This window comes from Streptomyces dioscori (assembly GCF_003024195.1).
GTDB classification, from domain to species: domain Bacteria; phylum Actinomycetota; class Actinomycetes; order Streptomycetales; family Streptomycetaceae; genus Streptomyces; species Streptomyces dioscori.
The window spans coordinates 722,434-740,955 of record NZ_KZ679039.1 but is presented as its reverse complement, the minus strand read 5'-3'; the positions used below and the strand labels follow the sequence as shown (position 1 = coordinate 740,955).

18 protein-coding genes and 1 riboswitch are annotated in these 18,522 nt (G+C 71.5%); of the genes, 5 read left to right on the top strand and 13 right to left on the bottom strand.

Translation table 11 applies throughout. The features are described from left to right. Positions 1-373: 373 nt before the first annotated feature. Both C6Y14_RS07855 and C6Y14_RS44870 read right to left on the bottom strand, forming a co-directional pair. Positions 374-1,699, bottom strand: coding sequence for a metallophosphoesterase (locus C6Y14_RS07855; protein ID WP_107015756.1), 1,326 nt, complete (start codon positions 1,697-1,699; stop codon positions 374-376). Between the two features lie 94 nt (positions 1,700-1,793). Next, the gene (locus C6Y14_RS44870; RefSeq protein ID WP_225890951.1) at positions 1,794-2,042 is read right to left on the bottom strand and encodes an SCO4848 family membrane protein; all 249 of its coding nucleotides are present in this window, start codon (positions 2,040-2,042) and stop codon (positions 1,794-1,796) included. 151 nt (positions 2,043-2,193) lie between these two features. Between C6Y14_RS44870 and C6Y14_RS07850 the strand changes: the two genes are divergently transcribed. Then, positions 2,194-3,519 (top strand): D-alanyl-D-alanine carboxypeptidase family protein, encoded by a 1,326-nt coding sequence (locus C6Y14_RS07850; protein WP_404828727.1) that lies wholly within the window; start codon positions 2,194-2,196, stop codon positions 3,517-3,519. Here the strand turns inward: C6Y14_RS07850 and C6Y14_RS07845 are convergent. Genes C6Y14_RS07845 through C6Y14_RS07830 form a run of 4 tightly spaced genes read right to left on the bottom strand, consistent with a single transcriptional unit; the run spans position 3,473 to position 6,360 of the window. Next, positions 3,473-4,405 carry a YihY/virulence factor BrkB family protein gene (locus tag C6Y14_RS07845; RefSeq protein ID WP_107015755.1) on the bottom strand — a complete coding sequence of 311 codons (933 nt, stop codon included), beginning with the start codon at positions 4,403-4,405 and terminating at the stop codon, positions 3,473-3,475. The genes C6Y14_RS07850 and C6Y14_RS07845 overlap by 47 nt on opposite strands. After that, positions 4,393-4,842, bottom strand: a complete 450-nt coding sequence (locus tag C6Y14_RS07840; protein ID WP_107015754.1) for a GtrA family protein — start codon at positions 4,840-4,842, stop codon at positions 4,393-4,395. The genes C6Y14_RS07845 and C6Y14_RS07840 overlap by 13 nt, the downstream gene beginning before the upstream one ends. Positions 4,843-4,871: 29 nt before the next feature. Further along, positions 4,872-5,846: a decaprenyl-phosphate phosphoribosyltransferase gene (locus C6Y14_RS07835; protein ID WP_107015753.1), complete on the bottom strand. Its 975-nt coding sequence runs from the start codon at positions 5,844-5,846 to the stop codon at positions 4,872-4,874. Further along, on the bottom strand, positions 5,839-6,360 hold the full coding sequence (locus C6Y14_RS07830) for a phosphatase PAP2 family protein (protein WP_107015752.1): 522 nt from the start codon (positions 6,358-6,360) through the stop codon (positions 5,839-5,841). The genes C6Y14_RS07835 and C6Y14_RS07830 overlap by 8 nt, the downstream gene beginning before the upstream one ends. Before the next feature lie 142 nt (positions 6,361-6,502). Here C6Y14_RS07830 and C6Y14_RS07825 point away from each other — a divergent pair, with 142 nt between their 5' ends. Further along, positions 6,503-7,858, top strand: coding sequence for an FAD-binding oxidoreductase (locus C6Y14_RS07825; RefSeq protein WP_107015751.1), 1,356 nt, complete (start codon positions 6,503-6,505; stop codon positions 7,856-7,858). A 57-nt stretch (positions 7,859-7,915) separates the two neighbouring features. Further along, entirely contained in the window at positions 7,916-8,671 is a 756-nt protein-coding gene (locus C6Y14_RS07820; protein WP_107015750.1) for a decaprenylphospho-beta-D-erythro-pentofuranosid-2-ulose 2-reductase, read from the top strand. Positions 8,672-8,857: 186 nt separating this feature from the next. Here C6Y14_RS07820 and C6Y14_RS07815 read toward each other — a convergent pair whose 3' ends face one another. The 5 genes from C6Y14_RS07815 to C6Y14_RS07795 form a co-directional block, all read right to left on the bottom strand. Beyond that, positions 8,858-9,436 carry a 2'-5' RNA ligase family protein gene (locus C6Y14_RS07815; protein ID WP_107015749.1) on the bottom strand — a complete coding sequence of 193 codons (579 nt, stop codon included), beginning with the start codon at positions 9,434-9,436 and terminating at the stop codon, positions 8,858-8,860. Positions 9,437-9,585: 149 nt separating this feature from the next. Then, complete coding sequence (gene trpS / locus C6Y14_RS07810; RefSeq protein ID WP_107015856.1) at positions 9,586-10,599, bottom strand: tryptophan--tRNA ligase; 1,014 nt, start codon at positions 10,597-10,599, stop codon at positions 9,586-9,588. A 257-nt stretch (positions 10,600-10,856) separates the two neighbouring features. Continuing rightward, on the bottom strand, positions 10,857-12,314 hold the full coding sequence (locus C6Y14_RS07805) for a glycine hydroxymethyltransferase (protein WP_107015748.1): 1,458 nt from the start codon (positions 12,312-12,314) through the stop codon (positions 10,857-10,859). A 31-nt stretch (positions 12,315-12,345) separates the two neighbouring features. Continuing rightward, a riboswitch (ZMP/ZTP riboswitch) is annotated at positions 12,346-12,432 on the bottom strand. 90 nt (positions 12,433-12,522) lie between these two features. Then, positions 12,523-13,710: a glutathionylspermidine synthase family protein gene (locus C6Y14_RS07800; protein WP_107015747.1), complete on the bottom strand. Its 1,188-nt coding sequence runs from the start codon at positions 13,708-13,710 to the stop codon at positions 12,523-12,525. Between the two features lie 64 nt (positions 13,711-13,774). Continuing rightward, positions 13,775-14,110 (bottom strand): hypothetical protein, encoded by a 336-nt coding sequence (locus C6Y14_RS07795; protein ID WP_107015746.1) that lies wholly within the window; start codon positions 14,108-14,110, stop codon positions 13,775-13,777. Between the two features lie 124 nt (positions 14,111-14,234). Here C6Y14_RS07795 and C6Y14_RS07790 point away from each other — a divergent pair, with 124 nt between their 5' ends. Continuing rightward, entirely contained in the window at positions 14,235-15,146 is a 912-nt protein-coding gene (locus C6Y14_RS07790) for a DMT family protein (protein ID WP_107015745.1), read from the top strand. A 143-nt stretch (positions 15,147-15,289) separates the two neighbouring features. Here C6Y14_RS07790 and pdxR read toward each other — a convergent pair whose 3' ends face one another. Further along, complete coding sequence (gene pdxR, locus C6Y14_RS07785) at positions 15,290-16,699, bottom strand: MocR-like pyridoxine biosynthesis transcription factor PdxR (protein WP_107015744.1); 1,410 nt, start codon at positions 16,697-16,699, stop codon at positions 15,290-15,292. 47 nt (positions 16,700-16,746) lie between these two features. Here pdxR and C6Y14_RS07780 point away from each other — a divergent pair, with 47 nt between their 5' ends. Then, complete coding sequence (locus C6Y14_RS07780) at positions 16,747-17,268, top strand: carboxymuconolactone decarboxylase family protein (protein ID WP_107015743.1); 522 nt, start codon at positions 16,747-16,749, stop codon at positions 17,266-17,268. Positions 17,269-17,547: 279 nt separating this feature from the next. Here the strand turns inward: C6Y14_RS07780 and C6Y14_RS07775 are convergent, their stop codons facing one another. Then, entirely contained in the window at positions 17,548-18,522 is a 975-nt protein-coding gene (locus C6Y14_RS07775) for an ABC transporter substrate-binding protein (RefSeq protein ID WP_107015742.1), read from the bottom strand.

Genomic DNA, 18,522 nt, shown 5'->3' with positions numbered 1-18,522 from the left:
TTTGCTCCTCACCCCGCGCACGCCTCCGTCACATCATGCTGCGTGACGCGCGCCCGATGCGTCACTCGCGCAATTGCAACCCTGCATGAACGCGACAGGCGCTCGACGGGCCGATCCCGTGGGGGCTCCACAACCGGAGGGCCGTCTGCCGCCCGACGGGTACCCGGCCCCCTCACGTCCGCACTGCTCAGCCAGCGAGTCGTACCCTGCCGCGGCACACCGGCCGGGACCCGCACGCGACGGTTCACCGGATCATGTGAAGGTTCCAGGCCGTACCGGCACCGGCCGACACCCCGCCGACTGGCCAAAAATCAGCTGGTCGGCGCCGCACGTCGGAGCCCCGCGCCAGGCGACCCACGTCCGGCGACCCGCGTCAGGCCTGCCTGGAGGCCAGCTCCACGACCGTGATGTCCGACGGCGCCCCCACCCGCGTGGGCGGCCCCCACGCGCCGGCGCCCCGCGACACGTACAACTGTGTGTCCCCGTAGCGCTCCAGACCGGCGAGTGTCGGATTGGCGAGGTCCGCGACGAGGTTGCCGGGCCACAGCTGCCCGCCGTGGGTGTGCCCGGAGAGCTGGAGGTCCACCCCGTGCTCCACGGCGTCATGGATCTGTACGGGCTGGTGCGCGAGCAGGACAGACGCCCGGCCGCGGTCCCGGTCGCCGAGGGCCTTCGCGAAGTCGGGCCCCTGGCCCTCGTCCTCCCCGGCTATGTCGTTGACACCGGCGAGGTCGAAGTGCGCCAGCTCGGTGCGGGCGTTCTCCAGCGGGTTCAGCCCCAGTTCACGTACGCGCGCGACCCACTCCTCGGCCCCGGAGAAGTACTCGTGGTTGCCGGTGACGAAGAACGAGCCGTGCCGTGCCCGCAGTTGGGCGAGCGGCGCGGCGGCGGGCCCGAGGTCCTTCACGCTGCCGTCGACGAGGTCGCCCACGACCGCGATCAGGTCGGGCTGCGTCGAGTTGATCGTGTCGACGACCTTCTGGGCGAAGCCGCGCCCGAGCACGGGCCCGAGGTGGATGTCGCTGACGACGGCGATCCGGTATCCGTGGGCGGCCCTCGGGAGCTTGGCCAGCGGCACGGTGACCCGCTTGACCTTGGGCCCGCTCAGGACGCCGTACGTCCCGTACCCCACGGTGCCGACGGCGGCGGCCGCGGCGGCCCCGCCCACGACCCGCGAGATGAGGAGCCGCCGCGAGGGTCCGACGGACACGGGCGCGGACGCGGGGGCAGACGCAGACGCCGGTGCCTCCGCGGGCCGCTCGGCGTCCCGGGCCGCCGTTTCCCCGGCCGCCGACGCCCCCGACGGTACGTGCGCGGCCTCGCGCACCTCCGCCGGTTCGACGACCGGCTCGGCCACCGGCTCGGCCGCGGGCGCCGTACGCCGGTCCAGGAACCTCCGCAGCAGCGGCCGTACGGCCTCGCCGACCAGCAGCGCCAGCAGGAGGTACATCGACAGCACCATCCACAGGAAGCCGGGCCAGGCCAGCACCTGCTGCAGCCAGAACGGCGCGCCCGTCCGCTCGGACGTGATCGCCGCGAACATCAGCACCGGCCCGCCGACGATCACGGCCGTGCCCACGCGCCGGGACACCCCGGGCCGCGCTGTCGTGTCGCGCACCAGCCGGCGCCACAGGTACCAGTGCAGCCCCCCGAACACGGCGAGGACCAGAACCACCACCACGACGAACACGATGACCACGCGAGGACTCTCCCGTTATGACGTTATGACGTTATGACGTTGTGCGATACGGCGATACGGCGATACGGCGATACCGCGTTGTGCCGGTACGGCGTTACGACGACGGTGTCCGGCGCAAGGCCCGGACCCCGCGCAACCCGATGCCCCCGACAACCGTCCCCAAGACAAAGGAGACAACGGCGAGCGTCAGGTGCACCCAGAAGTACCCGGTCGGATCGCCCGCGTCGTCGAAGGCGAGCCCGCTGCCGTCCTTCCAGAGATTTTTGATGAAAGTGACCCAAATGACCCAGCTCCACACTCCGAAGGCGAGCAGGAACCAGGAGAGGGGACGGCTGAGCTTCATGGGTTCAGTATCGCCGCCCTCGAACGGAAGCGGCGCCCGGGGTGGGTCCGGCCACGGCGCACGGCACGGTGGCGCAAAAGCCCCTGCCGGAAAGGGCCCCGGCGAGGAGGCCCCTGCGACTTCCCTCCCCGCGCCCTGTACGTTCTCGACCGTGCCCGCCATGAAAAAGACCGCCAAGTCCTCCTTGCTGGTCACTTCCGCCACCCTGTTGTCGTTCTCGCTCGCGCTCACGGCGACCGCCACCGCGCCCGCCGCCGCAGCCGCGGCCGCCTTCGCGGCGGACAAGCCGAAGCCGAGCCCGTCGGCCAGCCCGTCGGCCACCCCACCGGCGGACATGTCGTCGGTGGGCGGCGCCCTGCTCGCGCAGCCCGGGACGCAGGCGAACCTCGGCACCGGTGCGCCGGTCCTCCCGAAGGATCTGAGCGCCCGCTCCTGGATCGTCGCGGACGCCGAGTCCGGCGATGTCCTGGCCTCGCACAACGCGCACTGGCGGCTGCCTCCGGCGAGCACCCTGAAGATGCTGTTCGCCGACACCCTGCTGCCCAAGTTCCCGAAGAAGCAGAAGCACAAGGTCGTCCCGTCCGACCTGGCGGGCATCGGCTCGGGCTCCAGCATGGTGGGCGTCAAGGAGGACGAGACGTACACGGTCCACGATCTGTGGCTCGGTGTCTTCCTTCGCTCCGGCAACGACGCCGTACACGTCCTGTCGGCGATGAACGGGGGCGTGGACCGGACCGTCGCGGACATGAACGCGCGCGCCGAGGAGCTCCAGGCGCTCGACACGAACGTGGTCAGCCCGGACGGCTACGACGAGAAGCGCCAGGTGTCGTCGGCGTACGACCTGACCCTGTTCGCCCGCTCCGGCCTGCAGAACGCGGACTTCCGGGAGTACTGCTCGACGGTCCGTGCGAAGTTCCCCGGCGAGACCAAGAAGAACAAGAAGGGCAGGACCACCCGCGGGTCCTTCGAGATCCAGAACACCAACCGGCTGCTCACCGGCGACTACGGCCTCGACGCCTACCAGGGCATCGCGGGTGTGAAGAACGGCAACACCACCAACGCGGGCGCGACCTTCACCGGCGTCGCCGAGCGCGACGGCCGGGTGCTGCTCGTCACGGTCATGAACCCGGAGAAGCAGGAGCACGACGAGGTCTACAAGGAGACCGCCAAGCTCCTCGACTGGGGTTTCAAGGCCTCGGGCAAGGTCTCGCCGGTGGGCGAGCTGGTGCCGCCGAAGAGCGCGGACACGGGTGCGCAGCCGGGCGCGAACGCCTCCGGCGAGGCGGGCGGTTCGGGTGACGGCGCGGGCAAGTCGAAGACGGTGGCCGCCTCGTCGAAGGCGGACGGTACGGACGGTTCGGGCGGTGTCGGCATCGCCCTGGCGATCACCGGCGGCGTCCTCGCCCTGCTCGCCGCCGGTGTCTTCCTGATCAACCGCCGCTGGCCGCTGCCGGAGCTGATGCGTCGCCGCCGCTGAGGTCCGCGGAGTCGTCCGTGCCGGCCGGCTCCGCCGCCTCCTTGTGTTCCGTCGCCGTCCAGGACGCGCAGAACAGCAGCAGCTTGGACGTGAAGTTGATCCACAGCAGCAGCGCGACGGGCACCCCGAACGCCCCGTACATGCTCTTCGCCGCGACTCCCTGGATATAGCCGCTGAGCAGCAGTTTCAGCAGTTCGAACCCGGCGGCGCCGATCAGCGCGGCGACGACGAGGCGGCGTCGCTCGGGCTGGACGCCGGGGAGCAGCGTCAGCAGGTACAGGAGCAGCAGGAAGGCGGCGAGGACGGCCACGGCGAACGCGGCCACCCGCAGCAGCACGCCGCCCCAGCCGCCCTCCTCGATGCCGAGCTGCCGGGTGGTCCAGCCCACGGCGGTCGACGCGAGGGTGGACGCGGCGATCGTGACGAGCGCGGCGCCGCCGAGGCCGACGAGTACGCCGCCGTCCACGAGCTTGCGCAGGATCGGGTTCTCCTCCTCGTCGGGGAGCTCCCAGACCGCGCGCAGGCACTCACGCATCGAGCCGACCCAGCCGATGCCGGTGAACAGCAGCAGGGCGCCCGCGATGAGGCCGACGGTGCCGGCGTTGTCGACGAGAGCGCCGATGTCGAGCTGTTCGGCGATGCCGGGGATCTGCTCGGCGATCTTGTCCTCAAGCGTCTGCACCCCCTTCTCGTCGAGGGCCGCGGCGGCGATCGCGGCGGCCACGGTGATCAGCGGGAAGAGCGCGAGGAAGCTGATGAAGGTCATCGCGGCGGCGAGCCGCGTCCACTTCACCCGGTCCAGCCGTTCGTACGAACGCCAGGCGTGCGTGAGCATCAGCCGTGCGACCCACGGGCCCACGACGGGGAGCTTTTTCAGCCAGTCCATGATCCGACTCTGCCCTCGCCTCGGAAAACCAATGTCCTCGTACCCCAAAAGCGCAGGACCGTAGCGAGCACCATGCCGATTCCGGCGCCCGACACGATGTCCGCGCGCGGGGAGGTGAGCCCGAGGCCGTAGTGGCTGACGAGGATGCACAGCAGCTGCACCAGGGCTCCCGCGATGTTCACCCCGAAGAAGATCGCGTACTGGAGGAGGCCCGGGGTCGTGTGCCGGTACGTGCCCAGCGCGTTGCCCGCGTACGCGACCGAGCAGCCCGCCACGAACGACAGGGCCTTGGCGGTCAGCGGGTCGAGCCCGGCCGGGCCGCGCAGCCACAGGAAGAGGGCGAGGTCGGCGGCGTACGCGAGGAGGCCCGCGGCGGCGAAGCCGAGCAGTTCCCGGCGGTGCGGCCGGCCCGCGTGCGGCGGGGGCGCCCGGCGCACGCCTCCTGTCTCCGCACTCCGCGCCCCGCTCACCAGTTGGCCACCGCCAGGCCGTACATGGCGAGCCAGGCCACGCCGATCAGGGCGAGCGCGCGGTCGCGCAGGACCACGTCCTCCGGTTCGCCCGCGGTGCCCCGGTCGGCGAAGACCGCGTACCGCAGGACGGCGAGGATGAAGGCGACCATCGACAGCTGCCGCCAGGGCAGCACGCTGGTGTGCGGCAGGCCGCCCTCCTCCAGGGCCCACAGGCAGTAGCCGAGGACGGCGACGGAGGCGGCCAACTGCCAGACGAAGCGCAGGTAGCCGACGGTGTACTCGGTGAGCAGCGCGCGCGTGGCGCCCGCTTTCCCGGCCATCTGGACGGCTTCGGAGTAGCGCTTGGCGGACACCATGAACAGCGCGCCGAAGCCGGTCGTGATCAGGAACCAGCGCGACAGCGGGATGCCCAGCGCGAGTCCGCCGATCATGGCCCGCATCAGGAACCCGGTGGTCACGACGGCGAGGTCGACGACCAGGACGTGCTTGAGGCTGATGCAGTACGCGAACTGCATCCCCAGGTAGGCGGTGAGCAGTGCCGAGGTGAGCGGCGAGCACACGAACGCGGCCACGGTGGGGGCGACGACGGCGAGAACGATGCCTACGGAGTAGGCGACCGGGACGGGCACCACGCCGGCGGCGACCGGCCGGTGACGCTTGACCGGGTGGGCGCGGTCGGCGTCGGCGTCGCGGGCGTCGTTGACGAGGTAGACGCTCGCCGCGCAGGCCGTGAACAGCACGAAGACCAGGGCGACCTGGACGAGCGCGTGGCGTGAGAAGAGTTCGCCGGCGGCGGCCGGGGCGGCGACCACGAGGACGTTCTTGACCCACTGTTTCGGACGGGCGGTCCTGACGATGCCCTTCAGGAGGCCACTTTTCGGCGGGGCGGACCGCTTCCCCCGTGTCTCCTCCGCTCTCCCCGCGCTTCCCGGACTCTTCGCGCTCCCCAGAAGGGCCGTCTCAGCCATGGTCACGGCCTCCTGTCATCCAGCGGGCGCCCAGCCGGGCGGTGACCGCGCCGAGGGCGGCGCCCGCGGCGACGTCCGAGGGGTAGTGGACGCCGACGACCACCCGCGACACGCACATCGCGGCGGCCAGCGCGGGCACCACCCGTGCGCCGAGCGCGCCGAAGGCCACGGCGGCGGCCACCGCGGACGTGGCGTGCGAGCTGGGGAAGGAGTGCCGGCCCGCGGTGCGGACCAGCGGCTCGACATGGCCGGGACGCGGACGGCGTACGAGCCGTTTCACGCCCATGCTGGCGAGGTGCGCGCCCGCGGTCAGGGCCGTGCCGCGCAGCCAGGCGCCGCGCCGCTCCCGGTCGGCGGCGGCTCCCGCGAGGCCCGCCGCGAGCCACAGCGCGCCGTGCTCTCCCGCCAGGGACAGGGTCCGCGCGGCGGCGGCGACTGCGGGGCCCGTGCCGCGTGCGTGGAGGGCCGTGAGGATCCGGTGGTCCAGGTCAGGGCGCTCGTCGTGGTGGTCCATGGGGACTCACTGTTCACGTCAACAGGGCTACAGCTCCGGCAATATTGAGCGACATCCCATTAATCACCCATTTCGGGGAGGAAAGGGATGTAGAGGGATGTTAGGTAACTAAAGGCAACTTCGGCTCGATACGGTCACTGGCATGCCTACCGACACGGTTTCCGTCACGGGGTGGGGCCGCACCGCTCCCACCGCAGCCCGCCTGGTGCGCCCCCGTTCGTACGAGGAGGCCGTGGCGGCCGTCCGGGAGTGCGGGGCCCGCGGAGGCATCGCGCGGGGCCTCGGACGGGCGTACGGGGACGCGGCGCAGAACGCGGGCGGGGCCGTGTTCGACATGACGGGGCTCGACAGCGTCCACGCGGTCGACGTGGACGGCGGGACCGTGCTGTGCGGCGCCGGTGTCTCCCTGCACCGCCTCATGGAAGTACTGCTGCCGCTGGGCTGGTTCGTGCCGGTGACTCCCGGAACCCGCTATGTGACGGTCGGCGGGGCGATCGGCGCGGACATCCACGGAAAGAACCACCATGTGTCCGGCTCGTTCGCCCGCCACGTCCTGTCCTTCGAACTGCTGACCGCCGACGGGCAGATCCGCATGGTGGACCGGGGAACGCCCCTGTTCGACGCCACGGCGGGCGGCATGGGCCTGACCGGCGTCATCCTGACGGCCACCGTCCGGCTGCAGCCCGTGGCGACGTCGCTGATGTCCGTCGACACGGAACGCGCCACGGACCTGGACGACTTGATGGCCCGCCTCACGGCGACCGATCACCGCTACCGCTACTCGGTCGCCTGGATCGACCTGCTGGCCCGCGGCGCGTCCATGGGCCGCTCGGTGCTGACCCGGGGCGATCACGCCCCCCTGGAGGCGCTGGACGGCCGCACGCGCGCGCGTAGAGCCCCGCTGGAGTTCCGTCCGGGGCGTCTTCCCGCGGCGCCCTCCTTCGTCCCCGAGGGCCTGCTGGGCCGTACGACGGTGGGTCTCTTCAACGAGCTGTGGTACCGCAAGGCGCCCCGCGCGCGGGTGGGCGAACTCCAGCGGATGTCCACGTTCTTCCACCCGCTCGACGGCGTGCCGCACTGGAACCGCGTCTACGGGCGCGGCGGTTTCGTGCAGTACCAGTTCGCCGTCGGCTACGGGCAGGAGGAGACCCTGCGCCGGATCGTGCGGCGCATCTCGCAGCGCCGCTGCCCGTCCTTCCTCGCCGTCCTGAAGCGCTTCGGCGAGGGCGACCCGGGCTGGCTGTCCTTCCCGATGCCCGGCTGGACCCTCGCCCTCGACATCCCCGCGAACCTGCCGGGGCTCGGCGGCTTCCTCGACGAGCTGGACGAGGAGGTCGCCGCGGCCGACGGGCGCGTCTACCTCGCCAAGGACTCCCGGCTGCGGCCCGAGCTGCTCACGGCGATGTATCCGCGGCTCGGCGAGTTCCGGGCGCTGCGCGCGGAGCTGGACCCGCGGTCCGTCTTCACCTCCGACCTGTCCCGGCGCCTCGGGCTCTGACGCCGGCTGCCACCCGCCACTGCCCTGTCGGCCCTCCCCCCATAGGAGTTCGGTTCCATGAAGGACGCCTTCGGCATCCCCCAGTCCCTGCTCGTCCTCGGCGGCACCTCCGAGATCGGGCTCGCCACCGCACGGCGGCTGATCGCCCGCCGCACCCGCACGGTGTGGCTCGCGGGCCGCCCCTCACCCGGCCTGGAGTCGGCCGCCGCCGGACTGCGCGAACTCGGCGCGGACGTCCGTACCGTCGACTTCGACGCGCTCGACCCCGACGCCCACGAGGCGGCACTCGGCAAGGTCTTCGCCGAGGGCGACATCGACATGGTCCTGCTCGCGTTCGGCGTGCTCGGCGACCAGTCGCACGACGAGAACGAGCCCGGCGCCGCGGTACGGGTCGCGCAGACCAACTACACGGGCGCCGTGTCGTCGGGGCTGGTGTGCGCGCAAGCGCTCCAGACGCAGGGCCACGGTTCCCTGGTGGTGCTCTCCTCGGTGGCGGGCGAGCGGGCCCGCCGCGCCAACTTCATCTACGGCTCCAGCAAGGCGGGCCTCGACGCGTTCGCCCAGGGTCTGGGCGACGCGCTGCACGGCACGGGCGTCCACGTGATGGTCGTACGCCCCGGCTTCGTCCGCTCCAGGATGACGGAGGGCCTGGAGGAGGCCCCCCTCGCGACGACCCCCGAGGCGGTCGCCACAGCCATCGAGACGGGCCTGCGCCGCCGCTCCGAAACGGTATGGGTACCGGGAGCGCTGCGGGTGGTCATGTCGGCGCTACGGCACGTCCCACGGGGCCTGTTCCGCCGCCTGCCCCTGTAGGGGGCGGGCCCCTTCGAGGGGGCTGCGCCCCTCCAGGGGCGCGGGGAACTGCGCGGCCAACCACGACGGACCCGCAGACAAGAACCCGGCCGAAGCCCCCACTCACCCCAGGGGCGCGGGGAACTGCGCGACAAGCCCCCACCGGCCCGCAGCCACGCGCCGGACCTCAGGCCCTCGGGCGCCCCGTCAGCACGCCGGAAGCGGACCTCGTTCCACATGGCTCGCCTGCGGCGGCACAACGGCACCCCCGAAGACGTAGTCGCGCAGCCTGCGCCACACCCCGTCGGCCCCCTGCTCGTAGAGCGCGAAACCCGTGCACGGCCACTGCGCCTCGTACTCCGCCAGTTCCTCGAAGGCCCGGTCCATCGCCTCGTCGTCGATGCCGTGCGCCACCGTCACATGCGGGTGGTACGGGAACTGCAGCTCGCGCGCCACGGGCCCGGAGGCGTCCCTGACCTGCTTCTGCAGCCAGGTGCAGGCCTCGGCGCCCTCGACCACCTGCACGAACACGACCGGGGACAGCGGACGGAACGTTCCCGTGCCGTTCAGCCGCATCGAGAAGGGGCGGCCGGCCGCCGCGACCTCCACGAGATGCGTCTCGATCGCGGGCAGCGCCGACTGTTCGACCTCGGTCGGCGGCAGCAGGGTGACGTGGGTGGGAATGCCGGAAGCCGCGGGGTCACCGAAGCCCGCGCGCCGCTCCTGGAGCAGGCTGCCGTGTGGCTCCGGGACCGCGATCGACACACCGATCGTTACGGTCCCCACGTCGTCTCCTGTCGTTGTGCCGGTGTTCTGTTCCACCGTGTCGGCGTTCCGGTCGGGCGAGGGCCGCCGCCGGTTCGGCTATCGACTGTACGGCGGGGCGGGCCCGTTCCGGATGTCGTGCCGGTGTTGTCCTGGTCTCGTCCCGGCGATCAGTGCTTGGCGGGCAGGAAACCCACCCTGTCGTACGCCTGGGCGAGCGTCTCCGCCGCGACCGCGCGAGCCTTCTCCGCTCCCTTGGCCAGGATCGAGTCGAGCGTTTCCGGGTCGTCCAGATACTGCTGGGTGCGCTCCCGGAAGGGCGTCACGAAGTCGACCATGACCTCCGCCAGGTCCGTCTTCAGCGCACCGTAGCCCTTGCCGACGTACTTCTGCTCCAGTTCCGCGATACCGGTGCCGGTGAGGGTGGAGTAGATGCTCAGCAGATTGCTGACGCCCGGCTTCTGGGCGGGGTCGAACCTGATCACGGTGTCCGTGTCCGTGACCGCGCTCCTGACCTTCTTCGCGGTGGCCTTCGGCTCGTCGAGGAGGTTGATGAGGCCCTTCGGCGTCGACGCCGACTTGCTCATCTTGATCGCCGGGTCCTGAAGATCGAAGATCTTCGCCGTCTCCTTGAGGATGTACGGCTTCGGAACCGTGAACGTCTGCCCCAGGCGGCTGTTGAAACGCTCGGCGAGGTCACGCGTCAGCTCGATGTGCTGACGCTGGTCCTCGCCCACGGGGACCTCGTTGGCCTGGTACAGCAGGATGTCCGCGACCTGCAGGATCGGGTACGTGAAGAGGCCGACGGAGGCGCGGTCGGCACCCTGCCTGGCGGACTTGTCCTTGAACTGGGTCATGCGGGACGCCTCGCCGAAGCCGGTGAGGCAGTTCATGATCCACGCGAGCTGGGCGTGCTCGGGGACATGGCTCTGGACGAAGAGTGTGCAGCGCTCGGGGTCGAGCCCGGCGGCCAGCAGCTGGGCGGCGGCGAGCCGGGTGTTCGCGCGCAGGTCCGCGGGGTCCTGCGGAAGGGTGATCGCATGCAGGTCCACGACCATGTAGAAGGCGTCGTGGGACTCCTGCAGGGCCACCCACTGGCGGACGGCGCCGAGGTAGTTGCCGAGGTGGAACGAGCCTGCGGTGGGCTGGATTCCGGAGAGCACACGGGGACGGTCGAGAGCCATGCTCACCATTCTCTCAGGTGTCGGGGCCCACTCCGGAACTGGTCGGAAACAGGTGCGGCCCGATCTCTCCCCGGCCGTGTAACAAGGGAGTGGGAACGGGGTACGGGCGCGGTCGCCGATGAGACGAGGAACACAGTGCGGACGGCCGTACGGCTCCGGCGGCACGGTGCTGATACGCCACGCGGCGGCCGGGTGCGCGCCGGGGCCGGGGTGGCCGGGGCCCGGGCCCGGGTTGTCGGGCCCCGGTGTCCGGGCACTCAGCCGAGGTCGATCTCCGGGTACAGCGGGAAGCCGGTGAGGAGGTCGGTCGCGCGGTGGGAGATCTCGTCCGCGATCTTCGGGTCGAGGATGTGCTGGGCCTTGGAGGGGGCGCCCTTCTTGGTGGTGCCCGGTTCCGTGGTGGTGAGGACGCGGTCGATGAGGCCCGCGATCTCGTCCATCTCGGTGGCCCCGAGGCCTCGCGTGGTCAGCGCGGGTGTGCCGATCCGGATGCCCGAGGTGTACCAGGCGCCGTTCGGGTCGGCGGGGATCGCGTTGCGGTTGGTGACGATGCCCGAGTCGAGCAGGGCGGACTCGGCCTGGCGGCCGGTGAGGCCGTACGAGGAGGCGACGTCGATGAGGTTGAGGTGGTTGTCCGTGCCGCCGGTGACCAGCGTGGCACCGCGCCGCATCAGGCCCTCGGCGAGGGAGCGCGCGTTGTCGACGACGGCCCGGGCGTAGTCGCGGAACTCGGGGCGGCGCGCCTCGGCGAGGGCGACCGCCTTGGCGGCCATGACGTGCGGAAGGGGGCCGCCGAGGACCATCGGGCAGCCGCGGTCGACCTGGTCGGCCAGCGACTCGTCGCACAGGACCATGCCGCCGCGCGGGCCGCGCAGCGACTTGTGGGTGGTCGTGGTGACGATCTGGGCGTGCGGGACCGGGTCGAAGTCCCCGGTGAGGACCTTGCCGGCGACGAGGCCCGCGAAGTGCGCCATGTCCACCATGAGCGTGGCACCGACCTCGTCGGCGATCTCCCGCATGAACCGGAAGTTCACCAGACGGGGGTAGGCGGAGTAACCGGCGACGATGATCATCGGCTTGAACTCGCGGGCGGTGACGCGCAGGGCCTCGTAGTCGATGAGACCGGTGACGGGGTCGGTGCCGTAGGAGCGCTGGTCGAACATCTTGCCGGAGATGTTCGGGCGGAAGCCGTGGGTGAGATGGCCGCCGGCGTCCAGGGACATGCCGAGCATGCGCTGGTTGCCGAAGGCCTGGCGCAGCTCGGCCCAGTCGGCCTCGGAGAGGTCGTTGACGTTGCGGACGCCGGCCCTCTCCAGGGCGGGGGCCTCGACGCGCTGGGCGAGGACGGCCCAGAAGGCGACGAGGTTGGCGTCGATGCCGGAGTGCGGCTGGGCGTAGGCGTGCTCGGCGCCGAAGAGCTCGCGGGCGTGTTCGGCGGCGAGGGCCTCGACGGTGTCCACGTTGCGGCAGCCGGCGTAGAAGCGGCGGCCGACGGTGCCTTCCGCGTACTTGTCGCTGAACCAGTTGCCCATCGCGAGGAGCGTGGCCGGGGAGGCGTAGTTCTCGGAGGCGATCAGCTTGAGCATCTCGCGCTGGTCGGCGACCTCCTGCCCGATGGCGTCGGCGATCCGGGGTTCGACGGCACGGATCACTTCGAGGGCACTGCGGAAGGCGGTGGACTCGGTGGAGAGAGGGGTGGAAAGGGGCTCAGACATGACGGCCTCCGGACGTGGCGTACGGCGTTCACGGTTCGGCCCAGGCGCACGGCACACACTTCCCGGGCCGCTCCCCGATGGTCGATCCCATCCCAGCGCGCCAGTCACGGCCCGTGGATCAGCGTACCGGGAGGGCCCGCGGGAGAGGCCGCGCCGTCCACCATGCGAGCGACGGCAGGGTCCGGCCGGGACCGGCCCCTGCCGTGGGTCACAGGATCACGTGCGGCAGGAAGCGCGCGTACTCGTCCGTCACCGGGCCGGACGATTCGCGGATGCCGAGGCCGGCCGACTCGTCGCCGACGACCCAGGCGCCGAGGACGACCCGGTTGCCGTCGAAGGACGGCAGGGGTGCCAGTTCCTGGTAGCAGCAGGCCTCGTCGCGGACGGCGACGGGCCCCGAGCCCGGTTCGTGGAGGGTGACGCCGGCGCCCTCGCGGCCGAGGAGGGGCTTGGCCACGTAGCCGCTGGTGGTGGCCAGTTCGCGGGGGCCGTCGAGGTAGGCGGGCAGGAGGTTCGGGTGGCCGGGGTAGAGCTCCCAGAGGATCGCGAGGAGTGCTTTGTTGCTGAGCAGCATCTTCCAGGCGGGTTCGATCCACATCGTCGTGCCGGTGCCGCCGCCGTTGTCGAGGGTGGCGAGGACGTGCGGGGCGAAGCGGTCGGTGGTGAGCCATTCCCAGGGGTAGAGCTTGAAACAGCTGCGGATGAAACGGAGCTGCTTGTCGACGAAGCGTCCGGAGAGACGGTCCCAGCCGATCTCCTCCATCGCTATCCAGGCGGTGTCGAGGCCGGCCTGTTCCGCGGTCTCCTTCAGATAGCCGACCGTCATGAGGTCCTCGCCGAGTTCGTCGGCGGCGGAGTGCGCGAAGTAGAGAGGGCTGCCGGGCGGGAGGAGGGAGGCCTGCTTCCGCCAGGCCTCGACCAGCCGTTCGTGGAGGGAGTTCCACTGGTCGGCGCCGGGGAATCGTTCCTCCATCCAGAACCACTGGGGGCTCGCGGCCTCGACGAGCGAGGTCGGGGTGTCGGCGTTGTACTCCAGCAGCTTCGCCGGGCCCGTGCCGTCGTAACGGAGGTCGAAGCGCCCGTACAGGGACGGGAGTTCGGCGCGGCGGCGCCAGGCCTCGGCGACCGGCTCCGCCACCCGCGGGTCGGTGATGCCGAGGTCGGCGAGGCGGTTCTCCGCGACCATGTGCTCGGCCGCGGCCAGACACATGCTGTGGAGTTCCTCGACGACCTCCTCCAGGGCCTCGACCTCGGGCAGGGAAAAGACGTAGTGGGCGGACTCGTCCCAGTAAGGGCGCAGGGAGTCGTCCGGGTAGCGGGTGAGGGGATAGATGAGGCCCTGGTCCTCGACCGTTCGCTGCCAGCCGGGGCGGGGTTCGATGGTTCGGCGTTCCACAGTCGTGTGTCCGTAGTCCGTCAGTACGTGGGTCCGTGGTCCGTCAGTACGTTCCGTGCCACGGTCAGCCGCCGCCGCTGCCCGAGTCCGAGCAGCCGAAGCCGTCCCGGTCGACGGCCTCGCTGCGGCTGAAGGTGCCGTCCTCGGCGCGGCCTCCGGAGACGTCGGCGTCGTAGTACCAGGCGGCGTCGACGGTGGTGCGCTTACTGGTCCCGCGCTTCTTGCCCGACGCGCAGTTCTGGTCGGCGACGACCGCGTAGCTGCCCGTGAAGTCGTAGCTGTCGCGGTCCACACAACGGCGGTCGGGATCCGACCCGCACGAGGTGAGGGCTGTCGCGAGGACGCCCATGCCACCGAGTACGACCGTGCTGGACCGAAGTCTTCTGCGCTGCTCCGCCATGTCTCTCCCCCGTCCGGCCCGTCTTCCGGGCCCGTCAGTCCGACAGCGTAAAGATCACGCGCCCCGGTTGTACACGCGGCTACCCCAACTTCCCTTCCTCTAAAGTCACTTTGTGCTCTTTGGAATGCTGTGTGCCCTTGGTGCGTCGATGTGCTTCGGGACGGCGACGGTGTTGCAGGCGATCGCCACGCGGGCCGCCGGGCCGGGCACGGAGCCCTCTGGCGCGACTTCCGGTGACGCGGCTTCCGGTGACGCGGCTTCCGGTGACGCGGCTTCCGGGGTGGACGCCGCCCTGTTCCTGCGGGCCGTGCGCGAGTGGCGGTATCTCGCCGGGCTCGCGCTCGACGGGGTCGGGTTCCTGCTGCAGATCGCGGCCCTGCGCTCACTGCCGATCTACGCGGTGGGGGCGGCGCTCGCCGCGAGCCTCGCGGTGACGGCGGTGGTGGCGGCCTGGCTCCTGGGGGTGCGGCTGAGCGGGATCGAGTGGGGCGCGGTCGCGGTGGTGTGCGCGGGGCTCGCGATGCTCGGTCTGGCGTCCGGCGAGGAGGGGGACAGGGCCGGTTCGACGGCACTCAAGTACGCGATGGCGGCCACCGCCTTCGCCGTCCTGCTCATCGGGGCGCTCGCCGGGCGGCTGCCCGGACGGGCGCGGGCGCTCGCGCTCGGCCTGGGCGCCGGGTTCGGGTTCGGGGTCGTCGAGGTGTCGGTCCGGCTCATCGACAGCCTCGCCCTCTCGGCGCTCGTCACCGATCCGGCGACGTACGCGCTGCTGCTGGGCGGAGGCGCGGCGTTCCTCCTGCTCACCTCGGCGCTCCAGCGCGGCTCGGTGACGACGGCCACGGCGGGGATGGTCGTCGGCGAGACCATCGGCCCGGCCGTGGTGGGCGTGGTCTGGCTGGGCGACCGCACCCGCGAGGGTTTGGAGTGGCTGGCCGTCCTCGGTTTCGCGGTGGCGGTGGCGGGCGCGCTGGCGCTGGCCCGCTTCGGGGAGGCGCCGGCGGACGACGGGGCGAAGGCGGGACGGGGCACGGCCTAGAGGCCGGGCCTGGACCTGGACCTGGACCTGGACCTGGGCCTGGGCCTGGGCCTGGGCCTGGGCCTGGCCGCCTGGGCCGGAGCCGGTACCCGGCATCCGGCATCCGGGCGAGGTCGGGTCAGCGTCGCCGCCCGGCGGTGGGGTCAGGTCAGCGCCCCGCACAGGGTTTCCAGTGCTCCCGGCCAGCCGCTGTCCGACGGGGTTCCGTAGCCGACGACCAGGGCGTCCGCCGGTGGAGGCGTGGCGGCCGGGTGGCGGTAGGTGGTCAGGCCGTGCAGGGCCAGGCCGTGCCAGGCCGCCGCGCGGACCACCGACTGCTCGGTGCCGGGCGGAAGCCGCAGCACGGCGTGGAATCCGGCCGCGATACCGGTGGCGGTGACCGACGGGGCGCGGGCCGCCAGGGCCGCGACGAGCTGGTCGCGGCGGCGCCGGTAACGGAGCCGGGAGGCGCGTACATGACGGTCGTACGCGCCCGAGGTGATGAACTCCGCCAGTGTCAGCTGGTCCAGGACCCCGCACGACCAGTCCGCGCCGCCCTTCGCCGCCATGACCTCGGGCGCCACGTCCGGCGGCAGGACCAGCCAGCCGAGACGCAGACCGGGCGCGAGCGCCTTGCTGGCGGTGCCGAAGTACACCACGCGGTCCGGGTCGAGGCCCTGGAGCGCGCCCACGGGCTGGCGGTCGTAGCGGAACTCGCCGTCGTAGTCGTCCTCCAGGATCAGCCCGCCCGTGCGCCGCGCCCAGTCGACGACGGCGGCACGGCGGTCGGGGCGCAGCGGCACCCCCATGGGGAACTGGTGGGCGGGTGTGAGCAGCACCCCGCCCAGCGCACCGTCATCGGCCTCCCCCAGGTCGTCCGTCCGCGTGCCCAGCTCGTCGAACGGCAGCGGCACCGACTCCAGGCCCGCCCGTTCGATCAGCTCCCAGTGCACATCGAGGCCGTACGACTCCACGGCGAGCGTCCGTGCGCCCCGGCGCCGCAGCACCTCCCCGAGCAGCATCAGCCCGTGGACGAACCCCGAGCAGACAAGGATGTGGTCGGGGTCCGCGCGGACGCCCCGGGCGCGGGCGAGGTAACCGGCGAGGGCGGTGCGCAGTTCGACACGGCCGCGCGGATCCCCGTAACCGAGGGCGTCGTTCGGTGCCGCCGTGAGGGCCCGGCGGTAGGCCTTGAGCCACTCGGCGCGCGGGAAGGACGCGAGGTCGGGGGTGCCGGGGACGAGGTCGTACGCGGGTCCCTGACGTGACCGGGGTCTGCGCGCGGGTGAGGCCGGAACCGGCACGTCCCGCTGCGCCACCCGCGTGCCCGAGCCCTGGCGTGCGGTGAGCCAGCCCTCGGCGACGAGGTCGGCGTACGCGTCGGCGACCGTGTTGCGGGCGATGCCGAGGTCGGCGGCGAGGGAACGTGAGGACGGCAGCCGGATGCCCGGGGCGAGCCGTCCGCCCCGCACGGCCTCCCGCAGTGCGTCCGTGAGGCCTCTGCGCAGGCCGGAGCCGGTACGCGCCACGTCGACATGCAGATCCACTCCGAAAGTGGCCCAAGATCCAGCCATGGAAATGGACCATACTCCTGGGCTGGTTTGCTCCTAGGGTCGACAGCATGACGACAACGACGACCACAACGACTACGCCGACCGCACAGAGCACCACCGCCCCCGAGGAGAGCCCCCGGCTCCAGTGGGCCAAGTTCGCCCCCGAGGTCTACAAGGCCATGGTCAAACTGGACGCGGCGGCCAGGCGGGGCGTCGACCCCGTGCTGCTGGAGCTGGTGAAGATCCGCACCTCGCAGCTCAACCACTGCGCGTTCTGCCTCGACATGCACACGAAGGACGCGTTCGCGGCGGGCGAGAGCGTGGAGCGGATCGTGCAGCTCAGCGCCTGGGAGGAGTCCCGGCACTTCTACACGGAGAAGGAACTGGCGGCGCTCGCGCTGACCGAGGCCGTGACGGTCCTGACGGACGGGTTCGTCCCGGACGAGGTGTTCGAGACGGCCGCGCGGCACTTCGACGAGACGGAGCTGTCCCAGTTGCTCGCGTCGATCACGGTGATCAACGCGTGGAACCGGTTCGGCGTGACGTGCCGTCTGGTGCCGGGGCACTACACGGCCGGTCAGCACGGGTGACTTCTCGGACCCGTCTTCCGGACGGGTCCATGTGTGTACGTCGGCTGCGGGCCGGTGGGGGTTGCCCGCGCAGTTCCTCGCGCCCCTAAAAGATTGCGCAGTTCCCCGCGCCCCTGGAAGACCGGGCCGGCCGCCGCTGCCCCGTGCCGCTCAAAGCGAAAAGATTGCGCAGTTCCCCGCGCCCCTGATGGGGGCGCGGGGAACTGCGCGGCGCGCCCCCACCGGCCCGCGGCCGGCGGGCAACGTCAGCCGCCCCGCCCTGCCCGCCTCCCCCGTCGGCTACTTCGTCAGCCAAGTCCTCCACGTGCGCTCATGGCCGCGTACCCACTTCTTCGCCGCCTCCTCCGGAGACAGTTTCTGGTCCGCGATCAGGAGGGACACCTCGTTCTGGTCCTCGGTCGTCCACCTGAACTTCTTCAGGAACGCGGCGGCCCCGCCGCCCGACTCCGCGAAGTCCGCGTTGAGGTACTTGCGGAGCGGCGTGTGCGGATACGCGCAGGCGACCGCCTCCGGCTTCGCGTCGCAGCCCTCCTTGTACGCGGGCAGCTTCACCTCCGTCATGGGCACCTTCTCGAAGAGCCACTGCGGTGAGTACCAGTACGTGAGAAACGGCTTCTTCTCCTTGGCGAACTGCCGCATCTGCGTGATCTGTGCCGCCTCCGAACCGGCGAACACCACCTGGAAGTCGAGGTCCAGGTTCTTCACCAGCGCCTTGTCGTTCGTGACGTAGGAGGGTGAGCCGTCGAGCAACTGCCCTTTGCCACCGCTCTCGGCGGTCCGCAACCGGTCCGCGTACTTGTTCAGGTTCTTCCAGTTCGTCACGTCGGGGTGCTGCTTCGCGAAGTACGTCGGTACGAACCAGCCGATGTGCCCGGTGACGCCGAGGCCGCCACCGTCGACGATCGTCTTCTTGTCCTCGACGTACCGCTGTTCCTGCTCGGGGTGGCCCCAGTCCTCCAGGATCGCGTCGACGCGGCCCTGGCTGAGCGCGTCCCACGCGGGCACCTCGTCGACCTGGACGGTGTCGACGCGATAGCCCAGTTCGTGCTCCAGCAGGTACTGCGCGACGGCCACGTTGGCCTGCGCGCCGACCCAGGACTGGGTGGAGAGGGTCACGGTCTTCGCGCCCTGCGCGTTGGCGAAGGGCGAGGCCTGCTCGGTCATGTCGGCGGCTCCGCAGCCGGCCGTCAGCACCAGCAGGGAGCAGCCGGCCGCGAGCGCGCCTGACCTCCTGCGTGTCGTACGTGTACGCAT